The sequence below is a fragment of the Acinetobacter sp. 1124_18A genome (assembly GCF_052824995.1).
Map to the genome: position 1 here is coordinate 576,138 of NZ_VTDF01000001.1, position 15,907 is coordinate 592,044.

Consider the following 15,907-nt stretch of genomic DNA (forward strand, 5'->3'; position numbering starts at 1 on the left):
TGGGTTAAAGAGGAACTTTATGGTTTTACTCAATTCGAGTGCGCATCAAATATATTGGTTGGGTCGATATCTAATGAGAGTTAAATTTGCAGCCTCTCATTTACCCTTTACACAAGATGAGAAAGTAACAAAATTTGCAGCAGCATTTGGTTTGGTCATAGAAAATGCTGAATTACTAAATCACTATATGTTAGACAAGAAGCAAACATTTTCATTACTGAACCAGTTGGTTATTGCTAAAGATAATATTCAAGAATTAAGAGGTATATTGTCATCAAATGCTTATGCAGAATTAAATCATGTGATTAACACGCTTCAAGCTCAACCTGAAGCTTTGAGAAAAGCTGTTGAAGAATGTACGCAAATATTAGAAGCGGAGAATGAAGATGTGGGTTTATTTCTGTATTTGGGTCAAAAAATAGAGCAATTTGATATAGAACTACGTTTTGGGCAAGATTTATCAGCCCTTGTGTCTGAACTGGAGGTTGTGGTGCAACGGCTTGCTGGTTTTGGTTGGGAGAATATAGATCAAAATTGGCAAGTATTAAGGCATCAGCTCACGTGGGATGCTTATTATACTTTTACACAGCAGTTGGAAAATATGTTTGAGGTCTGATTATGAAATTGATGGTTAATCATCAAACGCATTATAGCTATACTGAAACTGCTCAAAACAGTATTCAGTATATTAAAATGATGCCTCAAACATCGCCGCATCAACATGTTATGAATTGGGCAGTTAGCGTACCGGGTGACAAAACGATCAAGAGAGACATATTTAACAATGTTTGGATGACGGCTAGTCAGCGCTATCAATACCAACATCTGACATTTATGGCTCAAGGAATCGTTGAACTTCAGAATGTAGAGCTGGGTTGTGTAAATCTATCTACACCTACAAATTTATTTTTGCAGATGACAGGTGCAACCCGATGTGATTCAGAAATGTTAGACTTTGCCAGAAATATTGTAGTGGTCAAAGATCGACAGCATATTGCATTGTTAAGCGAATATATTTTGCAGAAAATACTTTATCAGCCTGAAAGTACATCGGTTCAGACAACTGCAACTGAAGCGTTTCACGCTGGTGAAGGTGTATGCCAAGATCATGCTCATGTTTTAATTGCGATGTGTCGTGCGTTACAATTACCAGCACGTTATGTCTCTGGTTATCTATTTGATCAAAACTATCCGCACCTTGCCAGTCACGCTTGGGCGGAAGTATTTTTAGAAAATCAGTGGTATTGTTTTGATGTAAGCAATCAGTTGTTTACACCCAAACATCATATCTACCTTGCGGTTGGCCGTGATTATCTTGATGTAGCACCTATTCGTGGTGTAAGAGAGCAAGGCGGGGTTGAGAACATGATGTCTGTGGTTCAAGTGTTGGCATGTTGAATGTAAAGAGAATGAAATGACCTATTGTTGTGCGCTAAGATTGGAACAAGGTTTAGTGTTTATTAGTGACACGAGAACTAATGCAGGAGTTGACCATATTTCTGTGTTCCGAAAATTGCATACTTTCGGTGTTACTGGAGAGCGTTTTATTGCCTTGCAAACAGCAGGTAATTTAGCAACAACGCAGGCTGTTATCGGTCATTTACAAAATGCCCTTACTTTGCAGCAAGAGCCTAATTTATATAGTGTTAATACTATGTTTGAGGCCGCTGAACTGATTGGTAAAACCTTGAAAACTGTTTTAGAGGATATTAGTTCAGATACTCAGGAACAAATGAATTATGCCTGTAGTATTTTGGTGGGTGGACAGATTAAAGGTGGTGACATGCAACTTTATAATGTCTATCCACAAGGTAATTTTATTTGCGCGACTACAGATACACCTTACTTTCAAATAGGCGAAAGTAAATATGGCAAACCTATTCTAGATCGTGCTTTATATTATGCAATGCCACTAGATGATGCATTACGTTGTAGCCTAATTTCTTTTGACTCAACTTTGCGTTCAAATGTTTCTGTTGGCTTGCCACTTGATGCATTGATTTACAATAAAGATAGTTTTGTGATCCCAATGGGAAAACGAATTACAGAAGATGATCCTTATTTTTCACAGATTAGTAAACAATGGTCAGATACTTTGCGTCGCGGCTTACAGGAAATGCCAAAACCAACTGATGATTACTGGCGATAGAATTTTAAAAACTAATAAAAAAATCCAAGCAAGCTTGGATTTTTTTATATTTTATTATTTAACTGCTTTTGCGAGTAGGGCGATTGCTTAAGCGGCAGAGCAATTCATATCCTATTGTTCCGTTTGCATCAGCAACATCATCCACTAAGCGGCGTGCACCCCAAAGTTCGACTGGTGTGCCTAATTTTACTTGCTTGCCTGTCACATCGATTGCAAGCATGTCCATACTCACTCGGCCTACAACTGCACAGAGCTGTTTATCAATAGCGACATAGTTTTGTTTAATATAAGCCCGTGGATAACCATCGCCATAACCTATAGAAACAATCGCGATATCCATTGGTTGCTTGGCACAGAAAGTAGAGCCATAACCGACATGTTCATCAGTTTGAATATGATTTAGCGCAATCACTTCTGCTGAAAAAGTCATAACTGGTTTTAGGTCAAGATCATTGACTGTTTTATCCGCAAAAGGCGAAGCGCCGTAAAGCATAATACCTGGGCGAACATAGTCAAAATGTAATTCTGGCCATTTATAAATTGCAGCAGAATTACAGCAAGATGCTAAAACTGGATCACAAGCTTGCTTAACCTGTAAAAATTGTTGTTTTTGTTGCTCGTTAAGTGGATGGTCTACATCTGCATTTGCGAAATGCATCGCCAGCACACAGGTAAATCCTTCGGCTTTTAAAGTTTTAATGACTTCAATAATTTCAGGTACTTTAAATCCTAAACGGTTCATCCCGCTATTGAGCTTAATCCAGACTTTTAAACCTTGAGCAATGTATTCTTGCTTATGTTTAATTAACCATTCAAACTGCTGTTGATGGTGAATCACACATTCAAATTTTTGCTCAATTATAATAGGCATTTCATCTTCAGAAAATGCCCCTTCAATTAAAGTGACTGGTTGTTGAAATCCAAGTTCGCGAATTTCTAAACCTTCTTGTAGGCAGGCGACACCAAAGGCATCTGAGGCACTTAAGGCTGCTAAACAGTCTTTGATTCCATGTCCATAAGCATTAGCTTTCACCATACTTACAATTTTTGAATTTTCTGCGAGTTGTTTGACACGGTTTAAATTATATTGAAGCGCATCGCGATCAATATAAACTGTTGCTTGGCGCACCCTCATTTACTCCTTTGGGCTAGAGATAGAGTTTATTCTTCATCATCATATTGGCTGTAATACTCAGGAGAGAGATTACTAAATCGAGTATATTGACCTTCAAAAGCAAGACGAACTGAACCAATTGGACCGTTACGTTGTTTACCAATAATAATTTCTGCAGTGCCGGCTTCTTTCGACTCTTTGTTATAAACCTCATCACGGTAAATAAACATAATCAAGTCGGCATCCTGCTCGATCGCACCAGATTCACGTAAGTCAGACATTACTGGGCGTTTATTTGGTCGGTTTTCCAGACTTCGGTTGAGCTGGGAAAGTGCGATAACGGGGCAGTGCATTTCTTTTGCTAAGGCTTTCAAGCTACGTGAAATTTCTGAAATCTCACCCACACGGTTATCACCCATTCCTGGAACTTTCATGAGCTGTAAATAGTCGACCATGATACAACCGATTTTACCATCATGCATTTTGGCAATGCGTCGAGCACGAGCACGAAGTTCCGTTGGAGGTAGAGCAGATGAGTCATCAATATATAAATGCATTTGTTGAAGTTGCAAAATGGTACCAGTCACCTTGGTCCATTCATCTGCATCTAAGTTCCCCGAACGTAAATGTCCTTGGTGAACTTTACCCATTGCAGAAATAAGACGCATCGCGATTGAGTCCGCTGGCATCTCCATTGAAAATACTAGAGCGGGTAGCTTGTTATATTGCAGAACGCTTTCAACCAAATTCATAGCGAAAGTGGTTTTACCCATGGATGGACGTGCGGCAACAATAATTAAGTCGCCAGCTTGCATACCAGATGTTTTATTATCAAGTTCTAAGAAACCTGTGGTTAAACCTGTAATATTGCCATCTAGTTTTGAGAGTTCATCAAGTTTACTAATTACATCGGCTGTAACAGAGCTAATAGATTTAGGACCTGCATCTTTTTTATTGTTATTGTGCTGCTCTGCTAGAGAAAAAATACTGGTTTCTGCTAGGTCTAGAATTTCACTAACACCACGACCTTTTGTGTCATAAGCATTTTGTAAAATTTCAGTACTGACTTTGATCATACTGCGAAGCGTAGAGAACTCTTTAATTTTACTGGCATACGTTTCTAAGTTATAGAAACTTGATGGTGAATCAGCCATAAGCTGCATTAAATATTCTTCACCACCAATAGCATCGAGTAAATTTTGTTTTAAGAGCCAGTCACTGACTAATACAGCATCATAAGGAGAGTTTTCTTGTGCCAGTTTCTCAATGGAACGATAGATATATTTGTGACGTGTTGCATAAAAATCATTTTCTTTTAATAAGTCGCTGACTTGCTCGAATGATTCGGCAACTGTCATTAGGGCCGCAAGAACAGCTTGTTCAATAGCTAAATTGTGTGGGGGAGTGCGAAACTCTTTAAGTTGGCCTGATTCACTCGTTTTATTTTCTTTTGGAGATGAAAGAGTTAAAGAAGTGGCATTCGCCTGAGACATAATTAGACCTGATGATAAAGAAAAGTGTACGCAAATAGCCTGTGAGGCCGAGAACTATCTTAAAACAAAATTAAATAAACTACCTAATTAAAAAACCAATAAAACTGAAGAACTGATCAGGAATTAATATATCTTATTTTAAAAATAGGGCACATAAAAAAAGAGCATGCAAAAGCATGCTCTTTTTTTGATGAGAAATTACTCAGATACGATAGTAACGAGAACTTCTGCAGCAACATCATGATGCAATTGGATTGCGATGTTGAATTCACCAGTGTGACGAAGCGCGCCATTCGGTAAACGAACTTCTGCACGGTCAACTGTAAGACCAGCATTCGTTAAAGCGTCAGCGATGTCACGAGTACCGATAGAACCGAAGAGTTTACCTTCGTCACCAGCTTTAGCAGTGATAACGATGTTAACTTCATTCAATTGTTCAGCACGTGCTTGAGCAGCAGCTAAAATTTCAGCTTCTTGCTTTTCAAGTTCAGCGCGACGAGCTTCGAAAGCAGCAGTGTTAGCTTCAGTAGCTGCAACTGCTTTACCTTGAGGGATAAGGAAGTTACGGCCGTAACCAGCTTTAACTGATACTTTATCGCCTAATTTACCAAGGTTTTTAATGCGTTGTAATAAGATAACGTCCACAGATCACCTCACTTATGGTTGTCAGTGTACGCAATCAAAGACAAGTAGCGAGCTTGCTTGATAGCAAGTGCTAATTGACGTTGATAACGAGCTTTAGTACCAGTGATACGGCTAGGAACAATCTTGCCGTTTTCAGTGATGTACTGTTTTAAAGTATCGATATCTTTGTAGTCGATGTACACAACATTCTCAGCTGTAAAGCGGCAGAACTTGCGACGACGGTAAAAACGTGCCATTGATGTTCTCCTTATTCAGCTTCTTGAGCAACTTGCTGTGCTTCTTCACGTTGAGCTTTACGCGCACGCTTTTCTTCAGCACTTTTAGCAAGCAATGACTCTTCAGTGATTGCGTGTTCACGACGGATGATAAGGTTACGAATGATCGCGTCATTATAACGGAACAATTCTTCTAACTCATCAAGAGTAGTTTGGCCACACTCAACATTCATAAGAATGTAATGTGCTTTGTGAATTTTGTTAATTGGGTAAGCCAATTGACGACGGCCCCAATCTTCTAAACGGTGAATTTGACCTTCAGCTTCTTTGATCTGAGAGATATAGCGTTCAACCATACCTACAACTTGATCGCTTTGATCTGGGTGTACTAAAAGTACGATTTCGTAATGACGCATTGTCAGCTCCTTACGGTTTAAACAGCCCCTAATAAATAAAAAATTAGAAGCAAGGAGTCATAACTTAAAAGTTATGTCGCAAAATTTGCGAAGGCTGAATTATAAGTAAAAGTTCGACTAAAAACAAATCTTTTGATGAGAAAAGTAAAAGTTCTTTACTTTTAAGAAGGAAATCCTCCCTTATTTAAAAGAGAGGAAGATTTGGAGCAGGGGATTGATAGGTAAAGCTAAAGCTCAAACTTAACAGGGTGATTAATATGACCGAGTAGAGGAAAAAACGTTTAGCCCAAAGTTGGTCATTTTCAGCTTTAAAACCAATAATTGATAAATAGAACCAATATGCTGTTAATGCATTAAAGGTGACTAGAAAGAATATATTGGTATAGCCAAAACAATATAAACCATTCAATACGGCTGCAAACAACAGAATATAAATGACACACTCTACTTTCGTGCGATAAATAGAACGTGCAACTGGTAGAATCGGGATTCCCGCATTTTTGTAATCGTCAAAACGATAAATAGCAATTGCCCATGAATGTGGCATTTGCCATAGCGCATAAGCCAAAAACAAAAGTAAGGCGGCTACATCAAAATGATGAGTTACTGCTGTATAACCAATAACAGGAGGACTCGCTCCGGAAATACTACCAATGACGGTTTGATGGATTGAGGTACGTTTGGTCCACAAACTATAAAAACCGACATAGACAACAAAACCAATTATTGCAAACAAGAAAGCGTAAGCATTTACACCAAACCACAAAATATTAAAACCGATAACTCCAAGAACAAATGCATATATAAGTGCAACAGGAGGAGAAATAGTTTTTTTGACCAATGCACGGTTTTGCGTGCGCTGCATTTTGGTATCGATGTCTTGGTCTATAACATTATTTACGACACAACCAGAGGCTACAACTAAAGTAGTTCCAAGTAAGGTAAGTAGTAATAATAAGATGTCTATAGAGCCTTGGGCGGCTAAGAAAAAGCCGCCCAAGGTGGTAATGAAATTACCGAAGAGAATTCCTGGTTTAGTCAGGAATAGATATTTTTTCAACATGACAATCAGTTTAGATCATCATATTGTAGTGAAGGTAATTCATAATCCACACAGAACCAATCAAAAGTACAGCGATACATAAGATTGTGTAGATGAATGCAATCATATTCCAGCGTTGTTCAGATGATGTATTCATGTGTAAGAAGTACACAAGCTGTACAAGAACCTGAGCAATAGCAGCGATTGCAATTACTGTAACTAAGATGCCACGACTGAAACCACCCGCCATCACCATCCCAAATGGGATGATGGTGAGGATAACAGAAAGGATAAATCCAACAGTGTATTGCTTAAAGTTACCGTGTGACGCACCTGCAGCATTATGGTCATGACTACTCATTAGAGAACTCCCAGTAAGTAAACGACGCTGAATACACAGATCCAAACGATGTCAAGGAAGTGCCAGAACAAGCTTAAGCAAGCTAGACGACGTGTATTCGGTAGTGTCAAACCTTTAGTTTTGATTTGATACATCAATACTAACATCCACACTAAACCAGAAGTTACGTGGATACCGTGTGTACCAACCAAAGTAAAGAACGATGATAAGAATGCACTGTGAGTTGGACCATGACCTTCTTCTACAAGGTGATGGAACTCATAAAGTTCCATTCCAATGAACGTTGCACCAAAAAGGAATGTAATAAATAACCAAGTGATAACTTGATTTACATTCTTTTTATAAGATGCAAGTACAGCAAAACCGAAAGTTACCGATGAAATCAATAAGGCAAATGTTTCAGTTAACACGTAGCCTAAAGAATCATGGAATAGGTCATATGCACTTGGAGTTCCTGGTGGAATATGACTGCTTAATACAGCGAACGCAATGAAGAGTGATCCGAAAAGAATCAAGTCACTCATCAAGTATGTCCAGAAACCAAAGACCGTTAAGTCGGTATCATCATGTTCATGATGACCGTCGTGGCCGTGGTTGTCGTGATGAAGTACTTCAGCCATTTCCTTAGTCCTTCTTCAAGTGTTTTTCAAGTAAAGCATAGCGTTCGTTTTCAATACGCTCAACTTCAGCAGCTGGAACGTAGTAATCAACATTCTTAGTGAATGAGCTTACGATCAAGCTAACAATAGCTGAAACGAATGAAACAACAACAAGCCACCAAATATGCCAGATGAGTGCAAAGCCAAGAATTGTAATGAACATTGCAATGACAAAACCAGCAGCACGATCAGTCGGCATGTGGATGTCTTCATATTTAGTGTTACGTGCGTATGCTACACCATTTTCTTTGTCAGTCCAGAAACGGTCAATACCGCTTGCATCTGGTTCATGCGCAAAGTTATAGAACGGAGCAGGGGAAGAGGTTGCCCATTCAAGCGTACGTGCATCCCATGGATCGCCTGTAAGGTCCATGTTGTCTTTGCGTTGTAAGAAACCAACAATGATTTGCATTAAGAAACATGCAATACCAATCGCAACGAGAACAGCACCAAATAATGCAATTGCAAGGTAAGGATCCCATTCAGGGTTGTCATATGTATTCAAACGACGAGTCATACCCATGAAACCAAGGATATAAAGTGGCATGAATGCAAAATAGAAACCGAAGAACCAGAACCAGAACGCAGCTTTACCCCATGCTTCATTGAGCTTCCAACCAAACATTTTTGGCCAGTAGTAAATGATGCCGGCAAACATACCAAACACCACACCACCGATAATTACGTTATGGAAGTGAGCGATCAAGAATAATGAGTTGTGTACAAGGAAGTCCGCAGGTGGAACAGCCATAAGTACACCAGTTAAACCACCGATACCAAATGTTATAAGGAAGCCAAGCGTCCATAACATTGGAGTAGTAAAGGTGATGCGACCTTTATACATGGTGAATAACCAAGAGAAGATTTTCACACCAGTAGGAATCGCAATAACCATGGTCATGATACCGAAGAACGCGTTAACGTTCGCACCAGCACCCATGGTAAAGAAGTGGTGAAGCCATACAACGAACGCAAGAACTGTAATTGCGATAGTTGCATACACCATAGACTTATAACCGAACAACGCTTTACGAGAGAAGGTTGCAACGATTTCTGAGTATAGACCAAATGCTGGTAATACTAAGATATATACTTCAGGGTGACCCCATGTCCAGATCAGGTTCACATAAAGCATTGGGCTACCGCCAAGCTCATTTGTGAAGAAATGGAAACCGAAGTAACGGTCTAGAGTTAACATTGCAAGTGTACCTGTTAATACAGGGAACGATGCAATGATTAATACAGCCGTACAAAGTGAAGTCCACGTGAAAATAGGCATATCCATCAATTTCATGCCAGGTGCACGCATTTTAATGATGGTAACGAAGAAGTTAACACCAGATAAAAGCGTACCTAGACCAGAAACCTGAAGTGCCCAGATATAGTAGTCAACACCTACACCAGGAGAATATTGAATGCCAGACAGAGGAGGGTAAGCCATCCAACCAGTCGCAGCAAATTCACCTAATACAAGTGAAAGCATCATCAAACCAGCAGCACCGGCGAATAACCAGAAGCTTAAAGAGTTTAATAATGGGAAAGCAACGTCACGAGCACCAATCTGTAAAGGTACAGAGATGTTCATCATACCTACAACGAGACCCATTGCTACGAAGAAGATCATAATTACACCGTGTGCGGTGAAGATCTGGTCGTAATGGTCTGGATGTAGATAACCTTCGCCGCCGCCTTTAGCGAGGAAAAGTTGTAGACGCATCATAATTGCATCGGCGAAACCACGCAAAAGCATGACCACAGATACAAGAATGTACATGATACCAATTTTTTTATGGTCTACCGTAATAAACCACTCATTCCACAAATATCCCCATTTTTTGAAATAGGTGATGCCGCCAAGCACAACAATTCCACCAAGTGCCATAAGGACCATGGTGACAAGCACGATTGGCTCTGTCGGGATAGAGTCCCAACCCAGTTTACCAAAAATCATATCCATGTCTTATTCCCCTTGAGCAGCGTGTTCAGCTGTTGCATGCGCAGCAGAGTGGTCAACACCATGATAGTTACTCATATAATGGTTGATAATTGTTTCAAACAATTTTGGTTCAACTGAAGAGTAATAAGTCACAGGGTGTGGCTTAGTCGGGAACGGTTTCATAGCTTCAGCTTTAGCAAACGCTTCTTGATCACCATCAGCTTTAGCACGATTTGCTAAATGCTCGATCTGGTGCTTAGAACGGTTACCATCACGTAAGGTTGCTAATTCAGCTTGGTCAAGCGTAGTTTTTTGAACTGCTTCTGGATTAATAGTAGAACCATTACCTGCTTTTACAGCTGCTACCCATTCGTTGAACTGTTGCTCTGTAACACTATGCGCCTTGAAACGCATTTGAGAGAAACCGTAACCTGAGTAGTTAGAAGAGAAACCACGATATACGCCAGTTTCATTTGCTAACAAATGAAGGTGAGTCTGCATACCTGCCATTGCATAAATCTGGCCGCCTAACTGTGGAATGAAGAATGAGTTCATTGTGAAGTTAGAGGTGATTTTGAAGCTTAACGGAGTTTTTTCAGGGAAACGTACTTCGTTAACAGTAGCAATGTTTTGTTCAGGATAAATGAAGATCCACTTGAACTGTTCAGCAACAACTTGAATAGTTAAAGGAGCTTTATCTGATTCTAAAGGACGGTATGGGTCATACTTGTGGGAACCCCACCAAGTTAACCAAGCTAAAATACCAATAATAATGACAGGGATACCCCATACTACAACTTCAATTGTAGTTGAGTGTGCCCATGTAGGTTTATAGTCTGCATCTTTATTTGACGCGCGATATTTCCAACCAAACCATAATGCCATGATGATTGAAGGAATCACCACAAGTAACATTAAATAGATCGCAGTCATCATGAGGTCGCTTTGACCTTGACCAACTGGACCTTTAGAGTTTAGAAGTACCATATCACCACCACACCCAGTCAAAAGTGCGGCAAGCGTTGATAAAGACAATACAGCTAAAATCGTTTGTCTCATTTTACAACCTCGGTGAAGAGTCCCATTCCCTAATTAAATATGGGATAGCGATTAAAGTGTCGCATGATTGAGAACGCTAATCCTTAAATTTAGACTTCTCAATTATATGACACCGCTACGTTGTAGGGCATTATGCCTCATATCAACAAACTAAGCTATACATAAAGTCGCCTGAAATAATTGTTTTAAAACCCGATTTTTTTTGTAGGGTATCGAATCTGTATGGAGCTTTTATTTAAATATCAACTCTCTATAGAAAAAAGGAGGCGAGGTGCCTCCTTTTTTTTTAGACCTTAAATGAATGAGTAATTCACTATCGTTTGATCACTTTTGTTCTTGCAATTTTGTCGTGTAGCGCTTGTCGCTTTTGTCCTAATGCAAAAGCATAGTCAATAATTGTACTAATAGGCATAAACAACAAATTGAGTATGATGAAAACAATGCTTCTTAATAAGAAGACGCGAGTTAAATTAACTTTACCATTGCTCTCGGCATCTACAATTTTAATTCCAACAATTTTCTTACCTATACTTTGCCCATATTTTGTTAAAAGAAAGGCTTGAATGGCAAGCATGATTACGACGTAAGCAAGCATAGAATGCCAAGCTTCGATAGGAATTAAAGTAAAAAGTTGATGTTGTAGCTCTGCTGCTTTAGTTGAAGCAACTTCCGCTGATTGCATTTGTTTTTGCAATTCAAATAATTGCTGATATTGCGATTCATTAAAGAAAAAAGAAGGGATTGCAGCTATTGGTAACCAAAGCAATAAATCAATAATTTTTGCCAAAGCTCGAGATGGAATAGAGGCAAGTTCGTGAGTTTTAGGCTCTACACGAATTTGACGAATAGTTTCATTAACTGAGCTGTTTGTGTTTATGACAGGTGCAGAATAACCGATAGGTTGATATACAAGTTTACCTTGGGTTAATTCTCCTAAAGCTTTCCATTCTGTTATGCCTTCATGCCAAGCTAAATCAGTTAACAAAATTTGTTGGCTAGCCAACATTTGATTTACTTGCTCTAAGGTGTAAGGCCCAGCTTGTTGATTATTACGTGCCAAGTAAATTTGCATAAATAAAAATTCTCTGTTCTAAAGATGAAAAAAGACCCACGGATGGGCCTTTTTTTATAACATATTAGATTTGCTTGATTTTTTCTTCAGCAAGGAAGAACCATGTATCTAAAACTGAGTCTGGGTTAAGAGAGACAGACTCAATACCTTGTTCCATTAACCATTTTGCAAGATCTGGATGGTCTGAAGGACCTTGACCACAGATACCTACATATTTACCCGCTTTGCGGCAGGCATGGATTGCCATTGAAAGAAGGGCTTTCACTGCTGCATCACGTTCATCAAAAAGGTGTGAAACAATGCCAGAGTCACGGTCAAGACCGAGCGTTAACTGAGTTAAATCATTTGAACCAATAGAGAAGCCATCAAAATGCTCTAGGAATTGTTCAGCTAACAGAGCGTTAGTTGGTAATTCACACATCATGATTACTTTCAAGCCGTTCTCACCACGTCTTAAACCATTTTGTGCTAGTAGCTCAATAACACGTTTTGCTTCAGATACGGTACGTACAAAAGGAATCATGATTTGAATATTGGTTAAACCCATTTCATCACGAGCTTTCTTAAGTGCACGGCATTCTAATTCGAAGCAGTCACGGAAATTGTCGGATACATAACGGCTTGCACCACGGAAACCGAGCATTGGGTTTTCTTCTTCAGGCTCGTACAACTTACCGCCAATCAAGTTTGCATATTCATTTGATTTGAAGTCAGACATACGAACGATAACTGGCTTATCACCGAATGCAGCAGCAAGAGTCGCAATACCTTCAACCAATTTTTCAACATAGAAATCTACAGGTGAAGCATAACCCGCGGTACGAGTTAGAACCGCAGCACGAGTTTCACGAGGTAGGCTATCAATGTTTAGCAGGGCCTTAGGGTGCACGCCGATCATACGGTTAATAATGAACTCAAGACGAGCAAGACCGATACCTTCATTTGGAATTTGGGCAAAGTCAAATGCACGGTCAGGGTTACCTACGTTCATCATAATTTTGAACGAAAGTTTAGGCATAGATTCAATTGAGTTACGTTGAACTTCGAAATCTAAAGCACCTTCGTAAATGAAGCCAGTATCACCTTCAGCACAAGAAACTGTTACTTCTTGACCATCAGTCAATACTTCTGTTGCGTTACCACAGCCTACAATAGCGGGTACACCAAGTTCACGTGCAATAATTGCCGCGTGACATGTACGACCACCACGGTTAGTAATAATTGCTGCGGCACGTTTCATTACCGGTTCCCAATCAGGGTCGGTCATATCTGATACAAGAACGTCGCCTTCTTGAACCTTGTCCATCTCTTTAATTGAGCTAATGATACGGACTTTACCAGAACCAATACGTTGACCAATTGAACGACCTTCACAAAGAACAGTACCTCTTTGTTTAAGAAGATAGCGTTCCATTGTGCCTACATTTTGGCGGCTTTTTACCGTTTCAGGACGAGCTTGAACAATGTAAATTTGACCATCATCGCCATCTTTCGCCCATTCGATATCCATTGGCGCACCGTAGTGCTGCTCAATAATAAGCGCTTGTTTAGCTAGCTCTTGTAACTCATGATCATTTAAAGCAAATTGTTGGCGCTCTTGTTTCTCAACATCAACAACAACAACAGATTTACCAGCAGAACCTTCTTCACCATAAATCATTTTCTGGTGTTTTGAGCCAAGGTTGCGGCGTAAAACTGAATGTCTACCTGCATTTAATAGTGGTTTAGATAAGTAAAATTCATCTGGGTTAACTGCACCCTGTACAACCATTTCACCTAAACCATAAGATGCGGTAATAAACACAACTTCGCGGAAACCAGACTCGGTATCAAGTGTAAACATTACACCCGCAGCGCCAGTTTCAGAGCGAACCATACGCTGAACGCCTGCAGAAAGTGCAACGACGTCATGATCAAAACCTTGATGTACACGGTAAGAAATTGCACGGTCATTATATAAAGAAGCAAATACTTCTTTAATCGCAATAAGAACGTTATCAATACCGCGAATATTCAAGAAAGTTTCTTGCTGACCTGCGAATGAAGCATCTGGTAAATCTTCAGCAGTTGCAGATGAACGAACGGCAACCGCGATTTCTGGGTTGCCGTTAGAAAGTGTTGTAAAAGCGGCGCGAATTTCTTGTTCTAGGCTTGCAGTGAGTGGAGTCTCTACAATCCATTGACGAATTTTAGCACCTGTTTCTGCAAGAGCATTTACGTCATCAACATTGAGTTGAGCAAGTTCTGCTTGAATTCGAGCGTTAAGACCGCTTTGATCTAAGAACTCACGATAGGCATCAGCAGTAGTTGCAAAACCGCCTGGTACCGATACACCAGCATTTGCTAAATGACTGATCATTTCACCCAAAGATGAGTTTTTCCCACCTACGAGTTCGACATCGTGTTTCCCTAATTTTTCTAGACCGATTACGCGCGCTTCCAAAGTTTTCACTCCACTTTTGCAGTATTAATGTCTATCTTGGCATGAAATTATAAAAATAAAGTGCTTAGTTGAGAATTATACTAAGCGACAGTCATGTAAGATCAGTTTACTATAAAGATTATATAGCACTAAGACAAATGTTTAAGGAGAATTTTAATGTCAGAAAGTAAACAGTTTAGACGGAGCGTTTTTTTTATTTCTGATGGAACTGCAATTACTGCCGAGACTCTTGGACATTCGTTATTAGCACAATTTCCCAATGTTGATTTTGATATTCATATCATGCCGTATATTACAACTGAAGAGGCGGCAATGGATGTTGTGATTGAAATTAATAGATGTCAAACCAAGGATGGTTGTCTACCTTTAGTCTTTGATACTTTAGTTGATCCAAACGCTCGAGAAATTATTAATACTGCTAAAGCAGTTAATCTAGACGTGTTTGAAGGCTTAATCAGTAAACTCGAACAAGAATTAGGTACACCGCCTACAACATTAGTTGGACAGACCCATGCTGTAACCGATTCGGAATCTTATAAAGCTCGTATTGATGCTGTTCATTTTGCGCTTGATAATGATGATGGAGCACGTACTCGTCATTATGATAAAGCGGATTTAATTCTAATTGGTGTTTCTCGCTCGGGTAAAACACCGACCTCTATTTACTTATCTCTTCAATTTGGTATTCGTGTTGCAAACTATCCATTAACAGAAGAAGATTTGGATGATAACCGTTTGCCAGCAGTACTAAGACCACATCGTAATAAATTATTTGGTTTAATGATTGATGCTGAGCGATTAGTTGCGATTCGTAGTGAACGTAAGGCGAATAGTCGTTATGCAAGTTTTAGTCAATGCCAAATGGAACTTAGAGCAATTGAAGGAATCTATATTTCAGAAGGGATTAAATATTTAAACGTGACTGAAATGTCGATTGAAGAAATTTCAACACGTGTTTTACAAATGACAGGATTAAAACGTCGTATTGGTTAATTTAATCAATTGTTTATTTTAACCATTCAATTTATATATATTTATTTTTGATTAAATTGAATGGTTTTAAATATAAAACATGAGAAAAATAAAAGTTTTAAATATAAAACAAAAAGTTATTAAAACGTTTTTATTGGTTATCGACCTGTAAGGTTTTTATAATCCAATTGTGAAATAAAATAAGAGTATTGAAAAGAAATGTATATATTTGAGTGAGTTTAAAAATTCTAATTATTTAATTTTGCTAAATATTTTTAAAAAACATGTAAAAATACATTAAATATTTAAAAATGATAAATAGATCACACTA

At 39.0% G+C, this 15,907-nt stretch carries 16 protein-coding genes; 4 read left to right on the top strand and 12 right to left on the bottom strand.

Translation table 11 applies throughout. The features are described 5' to 3' along the window. The first annotated feature begins 19 nt into the window (after positions 1-19). Genes FY048_RS02845 through FY048_RS02855 form a run of 3 tightly spaced genes read left to right on the top strand, consistent with a single transcriptional unit; the run spans position 20 to position 2,149 of the window. Positions 20-616 (top strand): alpha-E domain-containing protein, encoded by a 597-nt coding sequence (locus FY048_RS02845; RefSeq protein WP_446090049.1) that lies wholly within the window; start codon positions 20-22, stop codon positions 614-616. Positions 617-618: 2 nt separating this feature from the next. Further along, positions 619-1,398 (top strand): transglutaminase family protein, encoded by a 780-nt coding sequence (locus tag FY048_RS02850; protein ID WP_446090050.1) that lies wholly within the window; start codon positions 619-621, stop codon positions 1,396-1,398. A gap of 16 nt (positions 1,399-1,414) precedes the next feature. After that, on the top strand, positions 1,415-2,149 hold the full coding sequence (locus FY048_RS02855) for a proteasome-type protease (RefSeq protein ID WP_016137690.1): 735 nt from the start codon (positions 1,415-1,417) through the stop codon (positions 2,147-2,149). Between the two features lie 58 nt (positions 2,150-2,207). Here FY048_RS02855 and alr read toward each other — a convergent pair whose 3' ends face one another. From alr to ppsA, 12 genes are all read right to left on the bottom strand, one after another. Further along, positions 2,208-3,278: an alanine racemase gene (alr, locus tag FY048_RS02860; protein ID WP_446090051.1), complete on the bottom strand. Its 1,071-nt coding sequence runs from the start codon at positions 3,276-3,278 to the stop codon at positions 2,208-2,210. Between the two features lie 32 nt (positions 3,279-3,310). Beyond that, complete coding sequence (gene dnaB / locus FY048_RS02865; RefSeq protein ID WP_016137692.1) at positions 3,311-4,756, bottom strand: replicative DNA helicase; 1,446 nt, start codon at positions 4,754-4,756, stop codon at positions 3,311-3,313. A gap of 198 nt (positions 4,757-4,954) precedes the next feature. Beyond that, positions 4,955-5,401 carry a 50S ribosomal protein L9 gene (rplI, locus tag FY048_RS02870; protein ID WP_003652485.1) on the bottom strand — a complete coding sequence of 149 codons (447 nt, stop codon included), beginning with the start codon at positions 5,399-5,401 and terminating at the stop codon, positions 4,955-4,957. Between the two features lie 8 nt (positions 5,402-5,409). Beyond that, positions 5,410-5,637: a 30S ribosomal protein S18 gene (rpsR, locus tag FY048_RS02875; RefSeq protein ID WP_003652483.1), complete on the bottom strand. Its 228-nt coding sequence runs from the start codon at positions 5,635-5,637 to the stop codon at positions 5,410-5,412. A gap of 11 nt (positions 5,638-5,648) precedes the next feature. Beyond that, positions 5,649-6,032, bottom strand: coding sequence for a 30S ribosomal protein S6 (rpsF, locus tag FY048_RS02880; protein WP_002119610.1), 384 nt, complete (start codon positions 6,030-6,032; stop codon positions 5,649-5,651). Positions 6,033-6,216: 184 nt separating this feature from the next. After that, positions 6,217-7,095: a heme o synthase gene (gene cyoE / locus FY048_RS02885; protein ID WP_446090052.1), complete on the bottom strand. Its 879-nt coding sequence runs from the start codon at positions 7,093-7,095 to the stop codon at positions 6,217-6,219. Positions 7,096-7,105: 10 nt separating this feature from the next. Then, positions 7,106-7,435, bottom strand: a complete 330-nt coding sequence (locus tag FY048_RS02890; protein ID WP_016137694.1) for a cytochrome o ubiquinol oxidase subunit IV — start codon at positions 7,433-7,435, stop codon at positions 7,106-7,108. Beyond that, positions 7,435-8,055 (bottom strand): cytochrome o ubiquinol oxidase subunit III, encoded by a 621-nt coding sequence (gene cyoC / locus FY048_RS02895; protein ID WP_005306751.1) that lies wholly within the window; start codon positions 8,053-8,055, stop codon positions 7,435-7,437. The genes FY048_RS02890 and cyoC overlap by 1 nt, the downstream gene beginning before the upstream one ends. A 4-nt stretch (positions 8,056-8,059) precedes the next feature. After that, complete coding sequence (cyoB, locus tag FY048_RS02900; protein ID WP_446090053.1) at positions 8,060-10,051, bottom strand: cytochrome o ubiquinol oxidase subunit I; 1,992 nt, start codon at positions 10,049-10,051, stop codon at positions 8,060-8,062. Positions 10,052-10,054: 3 nt separating this feature from the next. Beyond that, positions 10,055-11,089 (bottom strand): ubiquinol oxidase subunit II, encoded by a 1,035-nt coding sequence (gene cyoA / locus FY048_RS02905; RefSeq protein ID WP_016137696.1) that lies wholly within the window; start codon positions 11,087-11,089, stop codon positions 10,055-10,057. Positions 11,090-11,402: 313 nt separating this feature from the next. Next, positions 11,403-12,161, bottom strand: coding sequence for an RDD family protein (locus tag FY048_RS02910; RefSeq protein WP_446090054.1), 759 nt, complete (start codon positions 12,159-12,161; stop codon positions 11,403-11,405). A 64-nt stretch (positions 12,162-12,225) separates the two neighbouring features. Beyond that, positions 12,226-14,613: a phosphoenolpyruvate synthase gene (gene ppsA, locus FY048_RS02915; RefSeq protein WP_170834047.1), complete on the bottom strand. Its 2,388-nt coding sequence runs from the start codon at positions 14,611-14,613 to the stop codon at positions 12,226-12,228. 147 nt (positions 14,614-14,760) lie between these two features. Here ppsA and ppsR point away from each other — a divergent pair, with 147 nt between their 5' ends. Beyond that, complete coding sequence (gene ppsR, locus FY048_RS02920) at positions 14,761-15,597, top strand: posphoenolpyruvate synthetase regulatory kinase/phosphorylase PpsR (protein WP_016137699.1); 837 nt, start codon at positions 14,761-14,763, stop codon at positions 15,595-15,597. The last annotated feature ends 310 nt before the right edge of the window (positions 15,598-15,907 follow it).

Excerpts from the sequence above, each read along its gene's own strand:
- FY048_RS02855 (WP_016137690.1), top strand. The coding sequence starts at position 1,415 with ATGACCTATTGTTGTGCGCTAAGATTGGAACAAGGTTTAGTGTTTATT.
- FY048_RS02910 (WP_446090054.1), bottom strand. The coding sequence starts at position 12,161 with ATGCAAATTTACTTGGCACGTAATAATCAACAAGCTGGGCCTTACACC.
- cyoA (WP_016137696.1), bottom strand. The coding sequence starts at position 11,089 with ATGAGACAAACGATTTTAGCTGTATTGTCTTTATCAACGCTTGCCGCA.
- rpsF (WP_002119610.1), bottom strand. The coding sequence starts at position 6,032 with ATGCGTCATTACGAAATCGTACTTTTAGTACACCCAGATCAAAGCGAT.
- FY048_RS02845 (WP_446090049.1), top strand. The coding sequence starts at position 20 with ATGGTTTTACTCAATTCGAGTGCGCATCAAATATATTGGTTGGGTCGA.
- cyoE (WP_446090052.1), bottom strand. The coding sequence starts at position 7,095 with ATGTTGAAAAAATATCTATTCCTGACTAAACCAGGAATTCTCTTCGGT.
- FY048_RS02850 (WP_446090050.1), top strand. The coding sequence starts at position 619 with ATGAAATTGATGGTTAATCATCAAACGCATTATAGCTATACTGAAACT.
- cyoC (WP_005306751.1), bottom strand. The coding sequence starts at position 8,055 with ATGGCTGAAGTACTTCATCACGACAACCACGGCCACGACGGTCATCAT.
- ppsR (WP_016137699.1), top strand. The coding sequence starts at position 14,761 with ATGTCAGAAAGTAAACAGTTTAGACGGAGCGTTTTTTTTATTTCTGAT.
- rpsR (WP_003652483.1), bottom strand. The coding sequence starts at position 5,637 with ATGGCACGTTTTTACCGTCGTCGCAAGTTCTGCCGCTTTACAGCTGAG.
- dnaB (WP_016137692.1), bottom strand. The coding sequence starts at position 4,756 with ATGTCTCAGGCGAATGCCACTTCTTTAACTCTTTCATCTCCAAAAGAA.
- cyoB (WP_446090053.1), bottom strand. The coding sequence starts at position 10,051 with ATGGATATGATTTTTGGTAAACTGGGTTGGGACTCTATCCCGACAGAG.
- FY048_RS02890 (WP_016137694.1), bottom strand. The coding sequence starts at position 7,435 with ATGAGTAGTCATGACCATAATGCTGCAGGTGCGTCACACGGTAACTTT.